Raw genomic sequence first — 20,923 nt, 5'->3', positions numbered from 1 at the left:
CAGCGACACAGACACAGAACCGGAGAAGAACATGAACGCAGCGAGTGGACCGTTGGCCGGTGTTCGGGTAGTCGACATCTCGTCGTCCTACGCTGCACCGACGACCTCGATGTACCTCGCCGACATGGGTGCGGACGTCATCAAGATCGAACCGACACGCGGAGACGACGCGCGTGGATGGGGCCCTCCCTTCCTCAACGGTGAGGCCGCCTGGTTCCTGTCGGTGAACCGAAACAAGCGAAGCATGTGCCTCGACATCCGTGGACAGGCCGGCCGCGACGTCCTGTTCAAGCTGCTCGAGACCGCCGACGTCTTCATCGAGAATATCAATCCTGTCAAACTCGAGAAGCACGGCTTGAGTCCAGACACTCTGCGAAAGGCTTTCCCGCAGTTGATTATCTGTGCATTCTCCGGTTTCGGTCTCACCGGACCCGATTCCGCATTGCCGGGCTACGACCTGATAGCACAGGCCCGATCGGGAATCATGAGCGTGACGGGCGCGGACGGCGTACCGCAACGCGTCAGCACAGCCCTGTCCGACGTCGCGGCGGGAACGGTCGCTGCGTTCGCTGTGTCGTCGGCCCTGGTAAAGCAGCAACGCACCGGGGAGGGCGAGATCGTCGACATCGCTTTGCTCGAAGCCGATTTGGCATTCATGTCACCGCGTATCGCGAGCTACCTCGCCGGCGAGCCGGAGCCGTCACCGTGCTCTGGGCGCGACTCGGTCGTGGCCATCTACCAGTCCATGAAGACAGCCGACCGTCCCATCGTGGTCGCCATCGGCAACGACGGTCACTGGCGTCGTGCGTGCGCGGCGCTCGGGTTGGACGAATTGGGACGACGAGAAGATCTGCGTACCAACGCCGATCGACGCGCCAAGAGGGACGAGGTGGTAGGACATTTTCAAGCTCGACTCGAGACCATGCCGTCCGAGGCCGCGCTGAAGACACTGCAGGCCGTCGGTGTTCCGTGCTCGCAGATCAACTCATTGTCGGAGGTGGTCTCCGACCCACAGGTCGAAGCGCGCAGGGCCATCGTCTCCTACGAGCACCCGGTGGCCGGTACGTTTCGCGGCGTGGGTACGCCATGGCGGCTTGCGTCCGACCCGGAGGATCGGCAGTCTCGTATTCCGGCACCTCTGCGCGGGGAACACGGCCGGGCTGTGCTGAGCGAGATCGGACTCGACGATGCGGCGATCGCACAGTTGGCGAACGAGGAGGTCGTATGGGTTCCGTGATCGACACCATGCGTTCCGGACGCGTGCTGACCATCGAGATCACCCGTCCGGGCCAACTGAACGCACTCAACTCCACCGTCCTAGGGGAGATTCTCGGCGTAGTCACCGACGCACAACACGATAATTCCCTCGGTGCCATCATCATTCGTGGCAGTGGGGACAGAGCCTTCAGCGCCGGTGCCGATCTCGACGAGATCCGCGGGCTCGATGTCGAAGCTGCGCACGCGTTCATTCGAGCCGGTCAACGAACCATGAAAGCCATTGCCGACTCGGTGATCCCGGTCATAGCCGACGTCGACGGATTCGCGCTCGGTGGCGGTTTCGAGTTGATGTTGTCCTGCCACCTGGTAGTGGCGTCCGATCGGAGTCGATTCGGCCTCCCCGAGGCGCGCATCGGGTGCATCCCGGGTTTCGGCGGCACCCAGCGGCTCGCCATGTCCGTGAGCAAACCGGCGGCGCTTCTCATGATGCTCGGGGGGGAGCGTGTCGACGCGGATCGTGCCTGGCAGATCGGTCTGCTCTCGGTACCTCCGTCGCCGCCGGAGCATTCGACCGCTGAGGCCCGACGCCTGGCCGAGCTGATCGCGTCGGGAAGCAGAACCGGGGTCGCGAACATTCTCGATGCGGCGCGGTCGGCGTTCAGTGCTGCAGCGCTCGATCATGAGGCGGCCCTCGCTGCCATCTCCATTGCTGCGCGCGACGGGCAGGAAGGGATCACATCCTTCGCAGAGCGTCGCGCACCCGTCTTCCACCAGGAGAACACATGAGTACACCGTGGGCCAGCATCGACTACGACATCATCGACATCGTCGATTCGGTCATCGCGCGCACCATCGCTCCCGAAGCACAGACGATCGACGCGACGGGGACATTCCCCGCCGCCGCGATCTCCGAGTTGGCAGAAGCGGGCCTGGGCATTCTGCAGATGCAGAAGTCGCTTGGTGGCGCGGGAGCGAGCACCTCCACCTACGCCGAAGCGCTGCTGCGTATTTCGGCAGCGTGCGGAGCGACATCAACCGTCTACATGACGCAGATGCACGCCGCTCACCCGATTCATCTGCAGGGCACACGGGAGCAGAGTGAGCGCTGGGTCCCGGCACTGTGCGCAGCGACTGCGATTGGATCCATCGCACTCACAGAACCCGGCGCGGGATCCGATGTCAGTTCGATGCGTACGGTTGCGCGTCGAGACGGGGACAGCTACGTAGTCAACGGCGAGAAGACGTTCATTTCCAACGGTGACCGCGCCGACGTGATCGTTCTGTTCGCCACGGTGAACACAGCCCTCGGAAAGTCGGGTATCACAGCGTTTCTGCTCGACACGGCGACTCTCGACGGCTTCGTGCCGGGTCCGCCCATGAAGAAGCTCGGTCAGAAGGGCGCGTCGACGGTGACGTTGTCGTTCCAGGACTGCCGAATCCCGGTCTCGGCTCGAATGGGCGAGGAAGGCGACGGCTATCCGCTGTTGCTGCGCTCCGTCGTTCGATCGCGGATCAGCGCAGCGGCGCAGGGCGTGGGGTTCGCGCAGGGAGCGTTCGACGCAGTGGTGTCCTGGGCTGCGGATCGAGATCTGCTGTCGTCGAAGACGTTGCATGCGCAGGACCTGCAGTTCGAGCTCGCCCGGTTGCGCGGCGACATCACGGCGGCGCGGGCGATGCTGCTGTCCGTGTGCGCTCAGGTGGACTCGAGCGTCGACGAGCCCGTCGCCGAAGTGTCGTTGGTCAAGATGCACTGCACGACATTGGGAACGACGGTCGCCGCGCGATGCGTCGAGCTTCTGGGGCCGGACGGCGACCTGGTCTCGCTCGGTGTCGAGCGGCTACTGCGCGATGCGAAGATCGCCGAGATCTACGACGGCACCAATCAGGTTCAGAGCATGCTTGTCGCGCGGGACATCCGTCTCACCGCGACACGTGCAACCGCGGACGCGTGAGGCATTCGATATGCAGAAGTTGAAGGACATGCAGAAGTCAACGTACGAAACGATTTTCGTCGACGGAGAGTGGATCGCCCCTGCGTCGTCCGAAATGACCGAACTCATCTCGCCGACAACCGGCGAGGTCTACGGGACAGTACCCGCAGGATCCGTCGACGACATGGATACCGCTGTTCGTGCTGCGCGCCGTGCTTTCGACGACGGTAAGTGGCGCGGCACCACGCTGCAGGACCGCCTCGAGATTCTGCAGCGGCTGAGGCAGCTGTTCCTGGACAACGCAGAGGACCTCGCCACGACGATCACTACCGAGATGGGTTGTCCCATCACCCAATCTCGGTCCATTCAGGCGGCCAACCCGGTCAAGGTCATCGACGCGTCCCTCGACATCGCAGCGGAGTTCCCGTGGCGTTCGCTGCGACGTTCCGAGCTGGCGAACGCTCTCGTCACTCGCAGCCCTGTCGGCGTCGTTGCTGCCGTGTCTCCGTGGAACATGCCGCTCTCGATCAACGTGCAGAAACTCGTGCCCGCGCTCATCGCCGGCTGCACGATGGTGCTCAAGCCGTCGCCGGAAACGCCGTTGGATGCGTATCTGTTGGCCGAGTTGGCAACCGAAGCCGGTCTGCCACCCGGAGTGCTGAACGTCGTGCCGGCAGGCCGAGAGGCGAGTGCGTATCTCGTCGGGCATCCGCTGGTGGACAAGGTGACGTTCACCGGATCCCCGGCAGCGGGGCGAAGCATCGCTGCGCGCTGCGGCGAGGACCTGCGCCGCGTCACTCTCGAACTCGGTGGCAAGTCGGCCGCAGTGGTGCTTCCCGACGCGGACCTGGACCAGGCTGTCGAAGCGCTCCGCATGGGATCGTTCCGCAACAGCGGCCAGGTGTGCTCGCTCAAGACTCGCATTCTCGTGCACGAGTCGCAGCAGGAGGAGTTCACCGACCGTCTCGTAGCGATGGTGTCGGCGATGCCCGTCGGTGACCCGATGGACCCCGAGACCCAGATCGGACCCCTGGTCTCCGAGCGTCAGCGCGCGGTCGTGGAGGGCTACATCGCCGCCGGGCGGGCCGAGGGTGCGCGTTGCGTGCTCGGCGGTGGTCGGCCGAAGGACCTCGATCGCGGGTGGTTCGTCGAGCCGACCATCTTCGTCGATGCCACTCCCGACATGAAGATCGTGCGGGAAGAGATCTTCGGGCCCGTGGTGTCGGTGCTGTCGTACCGCGACGAGGCGCACGCCATCGAGTTGGCCAACGACTCGGACTACGGACTCAACGGTGCGGTGTTCACCGGGGACGTTCAGCGCGGCCTGCGTGTCGCCGGGCGCATGCATACCGGCACGGTCGAGGTGAACGGCAGTCCGGCCGGTTTCTCCGCACCGATGGGCGGGATCAAGCTCAGTGGATTGGGTCGGGAGAACGGGCCGGAGGGACTCGAAGCATATGTCGAGCTCAAGGCTGTAGGTGTGTCGGCGGCGGTTGCCGACACACTCGTCGCGGCTGACCCGGCACTGGCGAGAACGTGATCGGTGAGGTGACGGGGCCGCTTGCAGGCGTTCGCGTCATCGAAGCGTCCTCGTTCGTGGCCGGTCCGTCCGCCGGGCTTGCACTCTCCCAGCTCGGGGCGGATGTCATCAGAGTGGATCCGCCGGCCGGCGGTAGTGACGCCGGGCGGTGGCCGCTCTCTCGTACCGGATCGAGCTTGTTCTGGGCGAACCTCAACCGTGGCAAGCGATCCGTGACCATCGACCATCGGACTCCCGAGGGTCGCGAACTCCTCGTCGGACTGGTGACCGCGCCCGGTCCCGGAAGCGGAATTCTGGTCGACAACATGGTGGGCCGCAGCAGGATTCGTTACGAGCAGCTTGCCGAGCACCGTGCCGACGCTATCCATGTCCACATCGAAGGACGCAGGGGCGGATTGCCTGCGGTCGATTATTCGATCAATGCCGAGATCGGTGTGCCGATGATGACGGGTCCGAGCCACTCTGTGGGACCTGTCAATCACGTGCTTCCCGCATGGGATCTCGTGACGGGGATGATCGCCGCGACATCTGTGTCAGCGGCGCTGGTCCATCGCGATCGGACGGGGAACGGGTCCAAGGTGGACGTGGCGTTGTCCGACGTGGCTCTCGCCGGTGTGGCGGACATGGGGTGGTTGGCGGAGGCGCACGAATCCGGTAGTGCCAGAGCACGACTGGGCAATCACATGTTCGGGACCTTCGGTGTCGATTTCGAGACCTCGGACGGTCGTCGCGTCATGGTCGTCGCGCTGACGACGGGTCAGTGGCATGCCGTGCAGCGGGCCACGGGCACCGAGACAGTGTTCTCGGCGTTGGCGGAGACGTTCGGTGCGGACCTCGACGACGAAGGCGAGCGGTTCCGCTTTCGAGAAACGATCGAATCCGTTCTCCGACCCTGGTTCATGGCGCGCGATTTCTCCGAAATAGAGCAGGCACTCGACGCGGCAAGAGCGCTGTGGAGTCCGTACCGCGATATGAGCGAGGTAGTGCAGCTCGCGCTCGCGGATTCGGTCGGCATCGTGCACGAGATCGATCAACCGGGCGTCGGCACCATGCTCAGCGCTGCGGCACCGTGGCGGTGGGGTGACGTGCATGCGACATCTGCTGCAGCACCAGGCTTGTCGGCGAACACGGACGAAGTCCTTGCCGACACACTTGGCCTGTCGGGTGCCGAGTTGGCCGGCCTGCACCAGCGCGGTGTCATCGGATAGCCCGCTCGGATCGATGAACGAAGTTGAGACAATGGCGAACGACAGGAGTACGTGATGCAAGGAGCGGTATACCTCGGCGACAGGAAGGTCGAACTGCGTGACTTTCCGGAACCCACACCGGGTGAGGGCGAAGTCGTCGTGGCCACCAAGGCGTCGGGACTGTGCGGTAGCGACCTCAACTACTACCGGGCCGAGCCCACCGATGGCGAAGGACGCTGCATCGCCGGACACGAGCCCGCGGGTGTGGTGCACGCGGTGGGCGAGGGTGTCTCGGACACCGTCGCGAAGGTCGGCGACCGGGTGATGATCCATCACTACATCGGCTGTGGGGCCTGCTCGGACTGCCGGTCAGGGTGGTCTCAGATGTGTATCGTCGCACCGATCGTCGTGCTCGGTAGCGACGACCATGGCGGTCACGCGCCGTACATCAAGGTGCCTGCGTCTACCCTGGTTCCACTCGATGACACGTTGAGTTTCGAGGCAGGCGCGGCGATTTCGTGTGGAACGGGTACCGCGTGGGGTGCTCTCGACCGGGTGGGTGACGTCGGCGGACGAACGGTGGTCGTCTTCGGGCAGGGGCCGGTCGGGTTGTCCGCAACGATGCTCGCGACGGCCATGGGTGCGCGCGTCATCGCGGTCGACCTCAGTGCCGCCAGGCGGGAGCAGGCACTGAGCTTCGGCGCTGTGGCTGCGATCGATCCGGCGGCCGGGCCGGTACCGGAGGCGGTCCGGAAGGTGGCAGGTGCCGACGGAGTGCCACTGGGGATCGAGACGTCCGGGTCGTCCATCGCCGCTGCCGACCTCGTCGACAGCTTGGCGCGATGGGGCCGTGCATGTTTCGTGGGTGTCGGCGCCGAGATCCGGATCGGCGTGCTGCCGTATCTGCGACGTCAGTTGACGGTCATGACCTCGTGGTCGATGTCCTGGGTGGGGCAGAAGGAGTGCGCGGACTTCATTGTCGCGCAAAACCTTCCGGTCGACGCGCTGTTCACTCATAGGTGGAAGCTCGACGAGGTGTCCGAGGCGTATACCGAGTTCGACAAGCAACGCGCGGGCAAGGGCGTAATCCTGTTCTGACGGCAGCCGAGCGAACGACGTATGACGTACGACGTACGACGTACGACGTACGACCGTCACACGGTCGGCGTCGCATCTCGTTTCACACGAGTGTCGTGTCGAACCACTCGATCACGCTGCGCAGGCCGTCCTTCAGTTCGACCTCCGGCGTGAAGCCCAGCACATCCTTCATCCGACGTTGGCTCACCAGCTGGTGCCGAGTCCGGTTCTCGTCGAAAACTATTGCGGTGGGATCACTTCCAGCCATTTCGGCCAGGGCTCCGTAGATCTCCGCGGACGTGCGCGGGATGCCGGAGACATTGACCGCCATGCCCGTCGCGTCGGAAAAAATTGCGCGGCGGACGGCTTCTGCGACATCCGCAACATGAATCAACCCGTGCTGAGCGGTCGAGGCCCACGGAATGGTCGGTGTCCGGCCGTCGCGAACGGCCGCGAGGAGATCGGTCATCAGCGACCCGTTCGAGCCCGGACTGGTGCGCGGGCCGTAGATCGTGCCCAGCCGTAGCGCCAGATAGTCGGGCCCACCCGCCGATGCGAACGCCTCGCAATAGGCCTCGCCCGCGAGTTTGGTGGCCGCGTACATGTTGACCCCGGAACAGGGCCACGGCTCGTCTTCTGCGAACGGGGCACGGTGGGCATCGGGAAACGAGCCGTAGACGGTGTGCGAAGACCCGAAAACGAACCTTCGCGCGCTGGAGTCGCTCGCCGCGGTCAGCAGGTCGTAGGTGGATCCGACGTTGACCTCGTGCGCGTCACGGGTGTTCGAGGACGATGCCTTCGTCCGGACAGCTGCGAGATGGACGATCACGTCGACGTCGCGGACCATCGAGGTGATCGAGGACGGATCTCGAAGATCTGCCGAATACGCAGTCACACCGTCCAGTCTGTCCAATTCCTTCAGCATGGCCTCGCCGCCCGCGTCGGTAGCGATCACGGTTGTGTCCGAATCGGCAGCCAGAAGCTCCACTACATGAGACCCGACGAAGCCCGCTGCTCCGGTGACCAGAATTCTCAGTGGCTCGCCGTCCGGCTGTAATGCAGTGTTCGTCATGGGTGATCTCCAGCCGCAGGATGTAGTCCAGAAAGGAAGTGTCCACCAAAACTAGCAGTCAGTTTAATGTCTGACAATAAGGATGGGCATGCGGCTCGGCTTGTTCGTCAGCAGGGGAGCGAGTACTGCAGCACGAAGTCCAGGTGTTCTCTCATGGCCGCTCCGGCCTTCTCCGGGTCGCGAGCCTCGATCGCTGCCTCGATGGCGATGTGCTGACGAACCGTCTTTTTCGCGACCTCGGGCGTCACGTCCAGGAACTGGGCGGGGTGGGTGGCGTCGTGCACCGACGAAATGAAGGCCGCGAGCAGCCGATTTCCCGATGCATAGCCGATCGCGGTGTGGAAGCGAAGGTCGTACTCCGGGATCTCCGGATCGTCGATCGTGATGTTCTTCTGCAGGTCGATGACACTTCGAATCTTCACTATGTCTTCGTCTGTTCGGTTGCGCGCGGCCCACTCTGCGGCGGGGATCTCGAGGAGCCGCCGCACCTCGGTGATCTCGGCGATGTCCAGCGCGCCGATGCGGACAATGGTGTCCATGGATTCGCTGAGCATCTGACTCAGCGAATGTGGTGTCACCGTATTCACGAAGCTGCCGCCGGCAACTCCGGGGATCTTCCGGATGAGCCCTGAACTGACGAGTGCGCCGAGTGCTTCTCGGACGGTCGGGCGGCTGACTCCGAACAGCTGGGCGAGCTCTGTCTCGGGTGGGAGCTTGGCACCCTGTTTGAAGCGCCCGTCGAGGATTGCCTCGCGTAACTGCTCTTCCACCTGATCGCGGGGGCGAGTTACCTGACGCGCTTTGAAAGAACTGGTTGGGGTGGAAGGCATGTGATCTCCAGTCGGCGTTGAATAAGTGCTCGCGTTGACGGCTGACACATCAATGGTCTTACAGTCTCCCACGCTGTCGACCGAATGAGTTTCTGGGCGCTCGACGCTCACTTGTGCGACTGCGCACTTTCGGTCCAGTGATCAAGGATGTTCAACGCGATAAATATCTGACAGTATTCTAGCTGTTCACGTTGTCGATATGTGAAGGTTGAGTAACCGATGTCAGTGGTAGGTGAGCGTCTCACGACCGAGCGCAGTCCATTTTTCGATGAATTGACGGTCGGGCAAGTGTTCGACACGGCGCCGGCCGTCACCCTCACCGAGGGCATGGCAGCCGTCCATCAGTCCATCGTCGGCAATCGATTCGCGCTTTCGCTCGATCGACAACGAGCGCGGACTGTGACCGGTGGCCCTCTGGCGAGCCCTGCACTCGTGTGGGATGTCTCGATCGGCCAGTCCACGCCGGCGACCCAGCACGTGCGGGCGAACTTGTTCTACCGTGGATTGTTCTTCTACCGACTTCCCGCCATCGGCGACACTCTGCGGACCAAGGCTGTGGTGGAAGCCCTGAGAGAAAATGCACGAAAGGCTCCGCGGACCCCTACCGGACTGGCAGTTCTGCGCATCACGACGGTCGACCAACGCGGACGCACAGTCCTGGACTATCGACGGTGCGCCATGTTGCTCCTGTCGCCCGGAGCCCCGCCGACGGACAAGGCCGACGACATCGCGACGGTGAACGACCTCCCTGTGGAGACCGATATGTTCGCCTCGATCACCGACTGGGACATAGCCGGCATTCCCCGGTCGACCGGTATGCCGTCGAAGATCGGAACAGAACTGCGCGTTCTCGGTGGCGACGTCGTCTCCAGCGCACCCGAACTCGCTCGTCTGACAGGAAACGTCGCGCGCGTGCATCACGACAGTGCGGCCGGCGGTGGTTCACGACTCGTATACGGCGGACACACCATCGGGCTCGCATTCCATCATGTGTGTCAGGCCCTACCGGGGATCGTCGCCGTCGCGGGATGGCACGGGTGCGACCACCTCGCTGCGGTTCACGAGGGCGACGTTCTGGCGTCGACGGTGGCCATCGAAAGTGTGACCTCGCACGCTTCCGGAGTCGATGCACTCGGACTGAAGGTGACCACCTCCCGCAGGCATGTTGATGGCAAACTCGACGAAGTTCTCGCGTGGCGTCCGATCGTGCTCGTGCGATGAGGGCCGCAGATGCAGTCGGTGCGGCGCGAACGTTCCTGTTCGTCCCCGCCTCTCGGCCGGAACTGTTCCGCAAAGCTCACGCGGCCGGCGCTGATGTAGTGATTCTCGATCTCGAGGACGCGGTGGCACCTTCCGACAAGGGCGAGGCTCTACGTGCGGTAGAAGAATGGTTGACCAGAGCCGACGCAGGTGTCGACGGTGCGCTGACGATGGTTCGCATCAACGCCCACGGAACACGGTGGCACGGCACCGAGGTCCGCGCGATGCGCGGTGGCGGTGCAGCGATCATGGTGCCCAAAGCGGACTCTGCGTCCAGGCTTGCGTCGCTTCACCGTGAGTTGTCCGCACCTTTGGTACCGCTAATCGAGACGCCGAGGGGTGTGGTGAACTCCGAGTCCATCGCCGCAGCGGACGGAGTATCTCGTCTCGCTCTCGGCCATATGGATCTTGCTGTGGCGCTCGGCGTCGATCCGGACTGCCGAGACGCTTTCCGGCACACGCGTTCGCAGTTGGTGCTTGCCAGCGCGGCTTCGGGACTCGCGTCACCCGTGGATGGCGTCACCGCGAGTATCGACGACACCGCGCAGCTCGCGGACGATGTCGCTCATGCTCTCGCTCTGGGCCTCGGTGCGAAGCTGTGCATACATCCGCGCCAGATCGGTGCCGTACACGACGCTCTTCGGCCGTCACCCGACGAATCAGCATGGGCGACAAAGGTACTCGAGATGATCGAGGCGCAAGGCGTTGATGACGACGGAGGAGCTGTGGCCTTGGACGGTAAGATGATCGACCCGCCAGTCATTGCTCGTGCCCGCGCAATCGTTGCCCGGGTGTACGGGACTGTCTGATCGTTCGACCGCCGGCTGATGTCCTGACCTGAACACTGATCGACCCGACCGCTGATCGTGCGGTCGGGTCTTCGGCGTGCATCCGCCTCGGCGTGACACGACCAGATTTCGGCGAGCTTCGATCAATCGTTGACGAAGAGCCAGACATGAGTAATAGTATGACTTCGATCACTCGGTCACACTTTTGACCGACTGTAAAGAAAGTGTGGCAGATGTCAACGATCATTCAGGGTGGTAGGCCTGCGGAGGCGTCCCGCAGTAGCAGGCAGCGCGTGCTCACCGATCTCAAGTACCGGTACCCGGGCCGCTACCTCGCAGCATGGGGCGCGCTGGGGCTTCTTATCGTCGTCGCCCTCTTCGCCACCCCGCGGGCACTGTCGGGCGACTCCATCTGGGTGGTCACAGCACTCACCGGGGTGTTGGCACTAGCTGCTCTCGGCCAGATGTTGATTATCATGTTGGGCGCGATCGACCTGTCCGTACCCGCGATCATCGCGGCAGTCGCCGGCATCGTGGTCCATTTCGGTGGTGAAGGAGCGAACGTCACGCTCGTCATTTTCGCGGCGATCCTGACGGCCATCGCCATCAGTGTCGTCAACGGCATCCTGATCTCCGCTCTCGGGCTGAACTCGCTGATCGTCACCCTGGCCACGTTCGGCATCGTGAGCGGTCTGATCAGTTACCTGACCGGCGTCTCGTTCTCGCTGTCCGGTCTTGCGCCGCAGGTCTTGCAGGACTTCACTCAGACGTCGATCCTCCGAGTGAACGCATGCTTCCTCGTCGCAGTCGTGGTGGCCCTGCTCGTCGCGGGAACTCTGCACCTCACGCGCGCCGGTCGCCGAGTCGCCGAGGTGGGGTCCAACCCACGGGCAGCGCGGGCGCTGGGAGTGCGGGTCACCACCGTTCGCGTGTCAGCCTTCGCCGCTGCAGGACTGCTCTACGGCATCGCCGGTGTACTCGTGTCCGGCTTCGTCGGTACCCCCGACGTGAGCATCGGAATGCCCTATCAGCTGGCAACGGTCACCGCAGTCGGCATTGCGGGCGGGATCTTCGCAGGCGGACCGGCAAGTGTCCTCAGCGTCGTCGTGGCCAGCCTGTTCCTTCAGCTGCTGGATCAAGTACTCGCGATCCTCGGCCTGTCGGCGGGTGCCCGAACGATGGTGCAGGGCATTGCATTGGTCACTGCGGTGGCAGCGATCACGCTCGCGACGTTCGGTGCCAGCGGCTTGCGCCGCATCACCGGGGCCGTGCGGGTGAAGAAATGACCGATCAGGCTGGACGTTCCCACCCGCATTCACGAAATCCGGAGAGTTCGATGATCACTGCGCGACTGCGTAGACCCCGTTGGCTGTACCTGGCGGCCCTCGTACCGTTACTGGTGTTCGGTGCCGGTTGTTCCAGCACGACCTCCGCCGTGGTCGAACGCGGTGTGGTCGAGCCCGTTTCGGCCGATGTGGCCGATCCGGCTGCTCTGCAGGCCACCATCGACAAGGCGTTCCTACAGAACATCCCCGCCGATTCCCTGAACCCGGTCATCCGCAACACGATGGCCGTCGCCTCGGTTCCGTTCACCCCCGAACTGGACGCCGTCTACGCCGACTGCCTCGACAACAACACCTGCGAGACGGGTCGAGGATCGATGACCGTCGCGTTCGCCAACGACAACGTCAACCCGTGGCGAAGCATCTTCCGCGCCGAGATCACCGCTCAGGCCATCGCGTCACCGCAGGTCAGCAGATTCATCTACAACACCTCGACCGACGTAGCCGGATTCCTCGCGAACTTCCGCAGCCTGGTCGTTCAGCAGGTCGACGTCATCGTGATCAACTCGATCTACGGCGGCGCGATCGGGCCGGTGCTCGAGCAGGCCAAGAATGCCGGGATCCTGGTGGTGGAGGCGCAGACTCCGCTCCCCGCCGACCTTGCCGCCACGGTGTCGGCCCAGGTCGTTCCTGATCTGTGCCAGACCTACGCCGAGGCCGGCGACATGATCGCTGCCGCCGGGTCATCATCCGAAACCTACGCGCTCTACACGGGAATCCCGGGCAATGGCAACGCAGCGGTCTGGCAGCCGTGCCTCGATCAGTCGATGGCCGACAACGGCTGGGAGAAATCCGTGGAGGGATTCACCCAGTGGACTCCGCAGGGCACATCGCAAGCGGCCAATGCGCTTCTCGCCTCCGGTGAGAACCCGGGCGCTGTCGTCTACGACTACACCCCCGAGGATCTCGTGCGTCCGTTCATCGACCGAGGTGTGACTCCGCCGGTCACGATGTCCGACGTGGTCAACCAGTCCTGGTTGACAGCGTTCTCGGAGGCGCGAGACGCGGGGCTCGAGCCCGTCGGGTTCGTCACCAACAGTCAAGTCTGGTCAGGCCGCATCGCGGTGACGGCCGGAATCATGCTCAGGGCCGGGCAGGACGTCGACCAACAAATGATCTCACCGAATCCTGTTGTTCCGGTGGGCGACATTCTCGATCAGATGGACAGCTCGATCCCCGCGAGCACACCGGTGCCGAGCCTGCTGACCCCCGAACAAATTCGACTCGCATTGTCGGCGTCATGATGCCCGCGGCCATCAATCCGGAAGAAGAAACTGGCATGAACAACAACAATCGTGACACCTCGGTTCGCACCCGCGAGAAGCTGACGCAGGACTCGGACCGGACCCCCGCGCTGGTGATGCGCAACGTCACGAAGACGTATCCGGGAGTTCGCGCGTTGGACGCTGTGTCGTTCGATGTGCTCCCCGGTGAAGTACACGCCCTGGTGGGCGAAAACGGTTCGGGGAAGTCGACACTCATCAAGTCGGCGTCAGGAGTGGTCGTGCCCGATCAGGGCACCGTGATCATCGGCGGCGAGGAGCTGGGTGGCCGCGGGGTGCGCCAGGCGCGCATGTTGGGACTGATGGTCGCGTACCAGGACACCTCTCTGATCGCGAACATGACGGTCGAGCAGAACATCGCACTGTCCTTCCACTCGATCGGCGAGGCACCGCCGGAGAATCTGACCGGGCTGCTGGCGAAGTACGATCTTCCGTTCAAGCCGTCCGATTCGGTGGTCGCACTGGGTCCCGGTGCACGCCAGCTTCTGGAAGTCGCGAAAGCGATGTGCCACAACCCATTGGTGCTGATGCTCGACGAACCGACGGCAGCACTCGACATGCGCTACGCAGAGCACCTCGAGGGACTGGTTCGTCAGTCACGTGAGGACGGCACGGCCATCGTGTACGTCAGCCATCGCCTCCACGAAGTGCGACGCCTCGCCGATCGGATCACGGTCATCCGCGACGGCATCGGGCAGGGCACCTTCGATTCGGGGGAGTGGGAGGTCGACGACATCGTCGAACTCATGGTCGGTGCGCCGACCGCCCTCGAGTTCCCGGAACGCAAGCGCGTGGATTCCGCTGCTGCCGAACGGCTTCGGGTCACCGGGCTGTCGGGTCCCGGGTACGGACCCATCGACTTCAGTGTGCGCGCGGGCGAGATCGTCGGCGTCGCAGGCGCAGAAGGTAACGGCCAGCGGGCTGCTCTGCGCGGAATGATCGGTATCGGTCAGACCGGCGGCTCGGTGTCGATCGACGGCAAGAACATCTCGCGGTTGTCGCCTCCATCCGCGCTCGACGCGGGAATCAGCTTCCAAAGCGGTGACAGGGCCGCAGAATCGGTGTTCCTTCCGCTGTCGGTGATGTCCAACGCCACCACCCAGCTCGGATCGGACGCCGGACCCTTCGGCTTGGCTCTGCCCGGGCGACTACGCTCGAGCTTCGAGGACGTCAAAGCCAGTCTGGGAATCGTGACGGTGTCCCCTTACCAGCCCATTGGCGGGCTCTCGGGCGGCAATGCGCAAAAGTCCGTCCTGGCGCGCGCGGCCATGAAGCAGGTCAAAGTCCTCATGGTCGACGAGCCGACACAGGGCGTCGATGCCAAGGCGCGCTTGGACATCTATCGGCTCTTGGCGAATGCGGCCGAGTCCGGTGTAGCCGTCGTGGTGAATTCCTCGGACTCGTCGGAACTCGCAGGCCTGTGCGATCGGGTGGTAGTCATGTCCAAGGGTGCGGTGATAGAGGAAATCAGTTGCCCCACAACCGAATCCGCGATCGTCAGCTCGTTCGTGGGCGCAGTGGACGTCGACGAGGAGGTGTCCTCGCTTCCGATCGGTCCCAGTTGGCTCGGCCGATTACTGGCCAAGGCCCCGGCGTACGTGCCCGTCACCATGCTGCTCGTCCTTCTGGCGTTGGTCTCGATCTACACGGGAACGCAGTCGGATGTCTTCTGGACACCGCAGAACTGGGCCAACTTGATGTTGCTGACGTTGCCACTCGCATTCGTCGCCCTGGGACAGCAGTACACGATGATCTCGGGCAGTCTCGACATCTCGGTCGGATCGACCATGAGCCTGACGGTGGTGATCGCCTCCCTTGTGCTACCGGATCTGTCCGTGGGCACCCTGATCGTGGCGATACCGCTACTCCTGCTCACCGCGCTGGCGGTCGGTGGTCTCAATGCGCTGCTGATCGAAAAGCTGAAGATCAACCCGATCGTGGCGACCGTGGCGACCATGGCGATCATCGCCGGATTGGCGATCGTTCTGCGACCCACCCCCGAAGGTGTCATCGCGCCACAGTTGTACGACTTGTTCGCTCTCGGTGTCGGATTCGTCCCCACCGCCTTCATCGTTCTCGTTCTCGTCGCACTGGCAGGCGAATGGTGGCTGTACCGCCGCGCGGCCGGTCTCGCACTTCGCGCGACGGGCTTCGACATCGAGTCCAGCCGACGTGTCGGCCAGCCGGTCGCTCGTGTGCGAACCATCGGATTGCTCGTCTGCGCATTCGGTGCTGTCGTCGCCGGCGTGTTCCTGGCGTCGCAGACCGGTATCGGATCGAACTCGGTCGGCTCGGGATACACGTTGACCTGTTTCGCGGCGGTGTTCCTCGGTGGCGCGGTACTCACCGGCGGCCGCGGCTCGTTCATCGGCGCGATGTTGGGAGCCTTGTTCCTCTCGCTTCTGAACAACGTCACGCCGTTGCTGAACATCCCGGATTCGTCGCGGCAGGCAATCTACGGATTCATTCTGCTGATCGCAGTTGGCACCTACGCCTACGCACAACGCGGACGGAGGCGCGCCGAAGCATGAGCATTCGGACAGAAACCACCACTGAGGAGTCCACTGTGTCCGAAAAATTCGAGACCATTGTTCCCGGAATGACGTTCACAGAAGGGCCGCGCTGGCACGACGGCCGTATCTGGTTCTCCGATTTGTACACCCACAAGGTTCAGTCGGCACGCGAGGACGGCTCGGACCTGAGAGAGGAAGCGACGGTGCCCAATCAACCGTCGGGTCTCGGGTGGCTGCCCGACGGTCGTTTGCTGATCGTGTCGATGATGGACAAGACGCTGCTCCGGCGGGAACCGGACGGGACCGTCGTCGTGCACGCGGATCTGTCCGATCATGTCGGCGGATTCCTCGGTGACATCATCGTCGACACTCAGGGGCGAGCGTACCTGGGCGACTTCGGGTTCGACCTCTATGCAGGCGAGGACATGCGATGCGGCTGCATTCACCGAGTCGATCCGGACGGGACAATCACTCGCGTCGCCGACGACCTGTGGTTCCCGAACGGCTGTGTGATCACCGACGACAACGTCATGCTCGTCAACGAGACGTTCGGCAATCGCATCACGGCGTTCGACTTGACCGACTCGGGAATGCTCGTCAACCGACGGGTGTGGGCGACCTTCGGTCCGCTGCCCACGTCGCGGTCCGCGGATGACGCGATGAAGGAGTTGACGGTCTCCCCTGATGGGTCGTGCATAGATTCCGAGGGCGGTGTGTGGCTTGCCGACATCCGACAGGATCGGCTGCTTCGCCTGGTCGACGGTGAAATCGTCGAGAACGTCGACCCGGGCTCCTGTGTCTTCGCGTGCGCACTCGGTGGCGAGGACGGTCGCACGCTGTTCTTCTGTGCGACACCGGATTTCGATGTCGAGGCCCGAAAGTCGGCACGCGACAGCAGCATCGTCACGATGCGAGTCGGCGTCCCGGCAGCACGATGAACACTATGACCAGAGGGTTGCCCGACGGTTCGGTCGTCACGTACGAGGAAGCGCTCCGCCGGTTGGACGAGGGGGAGTGGCGGCCGGAGTCGTTGTGGGCTTTCCTCGACGACGCGGTCGCCCGCCATCCCGACAGGGTAGCGGCGGTCAGCGTCGACCACACCGGGCGAATCGTCGGCGAGTCGACATATGCCGAGCTGGACACGATGAGCCGACGGGTCGCAGCCGGTCTGCAGGCCAACGGTGTGAAACCACGCGACGTGGTGACCGTGATGATGACGAATTCGGCGGAGTTCCTTGGCGTCGTCTACGGCGTGCTGAGGGCGGGAGCGACATATTCGGGCATTCCGATCACATATGGCTCGCACGAAGTGGAGTCGATGACCGCTGCGACCGGAACGAAGATGCTCGTCGTCTCTCGTTTCCACGGGACCACCGACGTCGTGACCACTGCCCTGTCGGAGAAGATCCGTCTGAACGACGATCTGACGATCGTGGTCGTCGGGGAGCCAGTCGAGGGGACCGTGTCGCTCGACGCGCTCCTTGGGGAAGCGGAGGCATTCGTCGAGGTGCCGGCCGATCCCCTCGGCGTTGCTCAGCTCGCCTTCACTTCGGGGACGACGAGCGAACCCAAGGCCGTGATGAACCTGCACGCCACCCTCGATGTCGTGGTTCGTGGGTGGGCTGTTCACGTTGGTCCCGAGTCGCTCGGTCGACCGTTCAGAAATCTCGTCATGTCACCGGTAGGGCACTCGACTGGGTTCTTCTGGGGAGCGCTGTTCACTGTTCACCTCGCCGGAACCGCTGTCTTCATGGAGAAGTGGAGTTCAGACGTCGGCGCTCGCGTCATCGAATCGCAGCGCATCACAACGATGGTGGGCTCTCCGACGTTCTTGATCGACCTGCTGCGTACGTCCGAGCTTTGTCGCGAGAACGCTCCTGATCTCGCCCTGATCGCAGTGGCGGGCGCACCCATCCCGCGCCCGCTGATGCGCGAGGCGGAAGAGGCGCTCGGATGTTCCGTGATCCCTGCGTGGGGAATGACCGAGTTCGGTATCGCTGTGTCCGGCAAGCCGGGTCTCGACGACATCAATCGCACCACCGACGGTCTACCGCTCGCGAGTGCTGAGGTCGTCGTTCGTACCGCCGAAGGCGACGACGCGGTCGACGGTGAGGTGGGCGATCTCTGGCTGCGCGGTACGGGCATGTTCGTCGGCTATCACAATCGTCCCGAGGCAACTGAGGAAGCGTTCGACGACAACGGTTGGTTCGCCACCGGTGACACGGCGGTCCACGACCCGGACGGTTCGGTGACGATCACGGGCCGGACCAAGGACATCATCATTCGCGGCGGCGAGAACATTCCCGTCGGATCCGTGGAGAGTCAGATCTTCCGCCATCCGGCCGTGACCGATGTGGCTGTGGTCGGGTACGCCGACGACAGGCTGGGCGAGCGAGCGTGCGCCTTCGTGCGGTGCCGACCTGGCTCCGCGGTGACAGTGGAATCGTTGCGGGACTTCTTGATCGAGTCCGGCTTGGCCAAGCGTTACTGCCCCGAACGCGTGATCGTGGTCGACGACTTGCCGAAGACCATGAGCGGAAAGATTCGCAAGGTCGAGTTGCGCGAGCGCCTCGCAAGCGACCATCGGAATTGAGGTACACCGTGTCCAGGACACCTTCCAAGAATGACGTCAGACGGGTGGGCATCGCCAGCTTGATGGGCACCACCATCGAGTACTACGACTTCTTCATCTACGGAACCGCTGCCGCGCTGGTGTTCGGCACGGTGTTCTTCCCCAATTCCGATCCGGTGACAGGCACGCTGTTGTCGCTCGCGACCTTCGGCGTCGCATTCGTGGCTCGGCCACTGGGTGGAGTCGTCTTCGGTCATTTCGGGGATCGGGTGGGTCGCAAGGTGACTCTGGTGACGACTCTGGTGATGATGGGCGCCGCGACTGTCGCCACCGGGCTGATTCCGTCATACGGCACCATCGGGATCGCCGCCCCCATCCTGCTGGTTGTTCTCCGCTTCATCCAAGGTATTGCGCTGGGCGGCGAATACGGCGGTGCCGTGCTGATGACTGTCGAACACAGCCCCAAGGGCAAGCGGGGTTTCTACAGTTCGTGGGTTCAGACGGGTGCCCAGTGCGGCCTGATCGTGGCGAACATCGTGTTCCTGGTGGTCGGCGCGGCGATGGGCGACGACGCCTTCCTCAGCTGGGGGTGGCGCGTTCCGTTCTGGATCAGCAGTCTGCTCGTCATCCTCGGGTTGATCATTCGGTTGCGTCTGGAGGAGAGCCCCGAGTTCGAGGCCCTGCGCAAGTCTCATGTCGTCTCGCCGGCCCCCGCGCTGGTCGTTCTTCGTCGACACAAGATGGCTGTTCTTTTGATAGCCGGTGCAGCCGTGGGCAACTCGGTGACCTTCTACTCTGCGACCGTCTTCGGTCTGTCGTACGGCTCCAATCACGGTTTCACCCGAATCCAGATGCTCGTGATCATCATCGCGGCGGCCGTGTGGGTGATCGCGGCCAGTATTTTCTTCGGTGCGCTGAGCGACCGCGTCGGTCGGAAGCAGATCTTCATCACGGGCAATCTGGCTATCGCGGTGACCGCGTACGGATGGATGCGGGCCTTCGACACGGAGAACCAGGCCGTCGTTCTCGTTGCGTACCTGGTCATGTTGACCGGCTACTCGATGACGTGGGGAACCATCGGCGTGTTCTTCGCCGAGGCGTTCGACGGCGCGGTCCGGTACACGGGTCTGTCGATCGGGTTCACCCTGGGAGTCGTTCTGGGCGGTGCGGTTACGCCGTTGGTGCTGACGAAGTTGGTGGCGGACATGGACTCCGGGCTGCCGGTCGTGCTCTGGATCGCGGCATCGACCGTCACCTCGGCCCTGTGTGCCCTGTCTGTACGGCAGATCGATGCTCCATCTCGGCGGTCCGGTGCCGATCACGTCGCCAGGAACGCTTCTCTGCATTGACAATTGGGCCACTGGATAGCAGCATGTGAATTGTCAGACTGATTGAGGAGAGCGGACTTTTGTCGCAGAGTATTGGATTCGTCGGCATCGGAGCGATGGGGTCGGCCATCGCGTCTCGACTCGTCGACACGAACACGTTGTTGGTCAACGACTTGAACCCCGCCCTCGCACTTCCCTTGGAGGAACGGGGAGCGAGGTTCGCACCACTCGACGAGATCGCGACATGCGACGTCGTGTTCCTGTCTCTTCCCGGCCCCGACAACGTCCTGAAGCTTCTGCTCGGCGACGGCGGCCTGGCCGAGAAGATGGGTCCGGGTTCACTCGTCATCGACACCACGAGCAGCACGCCCATCGTCGACGAGGGACTCGTCCGCGACCTCGCCGTGAAATCGATCTCCTACATCGACGCACCGATCGCCGGCGGGGTTCGACGCGCCTACGACGGTCTGGCCACCCTCATGGTCGGCGCAACCGACGAGGATTTCGCCCGCGCCGAGCCGCTGCTGAACACGATCACCTCCAACGTGTTTCACCTGGGGCCGGTCGGTGCCGGACATGCCGCCAAACTGGTCAACAACCTCCTGAACCACTGCAACCGGTTCGCGACGGTCGAAATGATCACGCTCGCCGAGCGGTACGGAATCCCGCCCGATGTCATGATCGACGTCCTCAACGTATCGTCCGGGCGCAGTTACGTCACCGACTACACGTATCCCGAGATCGTCTTCCCCAACTTGAAGCAGGGCTTCACGCTCGAATTGATGCGTAAGGACGCGCATCTCGCCGGGGCATTGGCAGACCACGTCGGGCAGAAACTGCGAGTCGGATCGTTGGTCGCCGAGATGATGGACGAGGCGGTCGAACGACTCGGGGGCTCCGCCGATCAGACCGACCTCATGCAGAAATGGTACCCACCTGTGACCGACTGAAGTTCTGCACGACTCAACAGTCCGATTCCAG

General features: G+C 63.5%; 17 protein-coding genes. 15 read left to right on the top strand and 2 right to left on the bottom strand.

Annotation, left to right across the window (positions count from 1 at the left end):
• Positions 1-31: 31 nt before the first annotated feature.
• The 6 genes from CH302_RS29230 to CH302_RS29205 are packed head-to-tail and all read left to right on the top strand — an operon-like array spanning position 32 to position 6,974.
• A complete protein-coding gene (locus CH302_RS29230; RefSeq protein WP_037189160.1) occupies positions 32-1,237 on the top strand; it encodes a CaiB/BaiF CoA transferase family protein in 1,206 nt (401 codons plus the stop codon).
• Positions 1,225-2,004: an enoyl-CoA hydratase/isomerase family protein gene (locus CH302_RS29225; RefSeq protein WP_037189086.1), complete on the top strand. Its 780-nt coding sequence runs from the start codon at positions 1,225-1,227 to the stop codon at positions 2,002-2,004. The genes CH302_RS29230 and CH302_RS29225 overlap by 13 nt, the downstream gene beginning before the upstream one ends.
• Positions 2,001-3,170: an acyl-CoA dehydrogenase family protein gene (locus CH302_RS29220; RefSeq protein ID WP_037189087.1), complete on the top strand. Its 1,170-nt coding sequence runs from the start codon at positions 2,001-2,003 to the stop codon at positions 3,168-3,170. The genes CH302_RS29225 and CH302_RS29220 overlap by 4 nt, the downstream gene beginning before the upstream one ends.
• Positions 3,171-3,198: 28 nt before the next feature.
• A complete protein-coding gene (locus tag CH302_RS29215; protein WP_037189162.1) occupies positions 3,199-4,689 on the top strand; it encodes an aldehyde dehydrogenase in 1,491 nt (496 codons plus the stop codon).
• 8 nt (positions 4,690-4,697) lie between these two features.
• Entirely contained in the window at positions 4,698-5,897 is a 1,200-nt protein-coding gene (locus CH302_RS29210; protein WP_230596192.1) for a CoA transferase, read from the top strand.
• Between the two features lie 54 nt (positions 5,898-5,951).
• Positions 5,952-6,974, top strand: a complete 1,023-nt coding sequence (locus CH302_RS29205) for a zinc-dependent alcohol dehydrogenase family protein (protein WP_037189090.1) — start codon at positions 5,952-5,954, stop codon at positions 6,972-6,974.
• A gap of 82 nt (positions 6,975-7,056) precedes the next feature.
• Here the strand turns inward: CH302_RS29205 and CH302_RS29200 are convergent, their stop codons facing one another.
• Together CH302_RS29200 and CH302_RS29195 are read right to left on the bottom strand one after the other, a co-directional pair.
• A complete protein-coding gene (locus CH302_RS29200; RefSeq protein ID WP_037189091.1) occupies positions 7,057-8,025 on the bottom strand; it encodes an NAD-dependent epimerase/dehydratase family protein in 969 nt (322 codons plus the stop codon).
• Between the two features lie 107 nt (positions 8,026-8,132).
• On the bottom strand, positions 8,133-8,966 hold the full coding sequence (locus CH302_RS29195; protein ID WP_230596193.1) for a FadR/GntR family transcriptional regulator: 834 nt from the start codon (positions 8,964-8,966) through the stop codon (positions 8,133-8,135).
• A 108-nt stretch (positions 8,967-9,074) separates the two neighbouring features.
• Here CH302_RS29195 and CH302_RS29190 point away from each other — a divergent pair, with 108 nt between their 5' ends.
• The 9 genes from CH302_RS29190 (at position 9,075) to CH302_RS29150 (ending at position 20,892) form a co-directional block, all read left to right on the top strand.
• Positions 9,075-10,076, top strand: coding sequence for a MaoC family dehydratase (locus CH302_RS29190; RefSeq protein WP_052047450.1), 1,002 nt, complete (start codon positions 9,075-9,077; stop codon positions 10,074-10,076).
• Positions 10,073-10,924, top strand: coding sequence for an HpcH/HpaI aldolase/citrate lyase family protein (locus CH302_RS29185; RefSeq protein ID WP_037189165.1), 852 nt, complete (start codon positions 10,073-10,075; stop codon positions 10,922-10,924). The genes CH302_RS29190 and CH302_RS29185 overlap by 4 nt, the downstream gene beginning before the upstream one ends.
• A gap of 212 nt (positions 10,925-11,136) precedes the next feature.
• Positions 11,137-12,189: an ABC transporter permease gene (locus tag CH302_RS29180; protein WP_094670038.1), complete on the top strand. Its 1,053-nt coding sequence runs from the start codon at positions 11,137-11,139 to the stop codon at positions 12,187-12,189.
• A gap of 50 nt (positions 12,190-12,239) precedes the next feature.
• Entirely contained in the window at positions 12,240-13,490 is a 1,251-nt protein-coding gene (locus tag CH302_RS29175) for a substrate-binding domain-containing protein (protein WP_037189096.1), read from the top strand.
• 35 nt (positions 13,491-13,525) lie between these two features.
• On the top strand, positions 13,526-16,060 hold the full coding sequence (locus CH302_RS29170; protein WP_176460811.1) for an ATP-binding cassette domain-containing protein: 2,535 nt from the start codon (positions 13,526-13,528) through the stop codon (positions 16,058-16,060).
• Positions 16,061-16,128: 68 nt separating this feature from the next.
• Positions 16,129-16,980: an SMP-30/gluconolactonase/LRE family protein gene (locus CH302_RS29165; RefSeq protein WP_037189167.1), complete on the top strand. Its 852-nt coding sequence runs from the start codon at positions 16,129-16,131 to the stop codon at positions 16,978-16,980.
• Between the two features lie 5 nt (positions 16,981-16,985).
• Positions 16,986-18,635, top strand: coding sequence for an AMP-binding protein (locus tag CH302_RS29160; protein WP_230596195.1), 1,650 nt, complete (start codon positions 16,986-16,988; stop codon positions 18,633-18,635).
• A gap of 8 nt (positions 18,636-18,643) precedes the next feature.
• Positions 18,644-19,963, top strand: a complete 1,320-nt coding sequence (locus tag CH302_RS29155; protein ID WP_052047453.1) for an MFS transporter — start codon at positions 18,644-18,646, stop codon at positions 19,961-19,963.
• A gap of 59 nt (positions 19,964-20,022) precedes the next feature.
• Entirely contained in the window at positions 20,023-20,892 is an 870-nt protein-coding gene (locus CH302_RS29150; protein WP_037189099.1) for an NAD(P)-dependent oxidoreductase, read from the top strand.
• Positions 20,893-20,923 lie beyond the last annotated feature (31 nt).

This window comes from Rhodococcus sp. 15-2388-1-1a, assembly GCF_002259145.1.
Lineage (GTDB): Bacteria > Actinomycetota > Actinomycetes > Mycobacteriales > Mycobacteriaceae > Rhodococcoides.
This window is presented reverse-complemented; position numbering and strand designations above follow the sequence as displayed.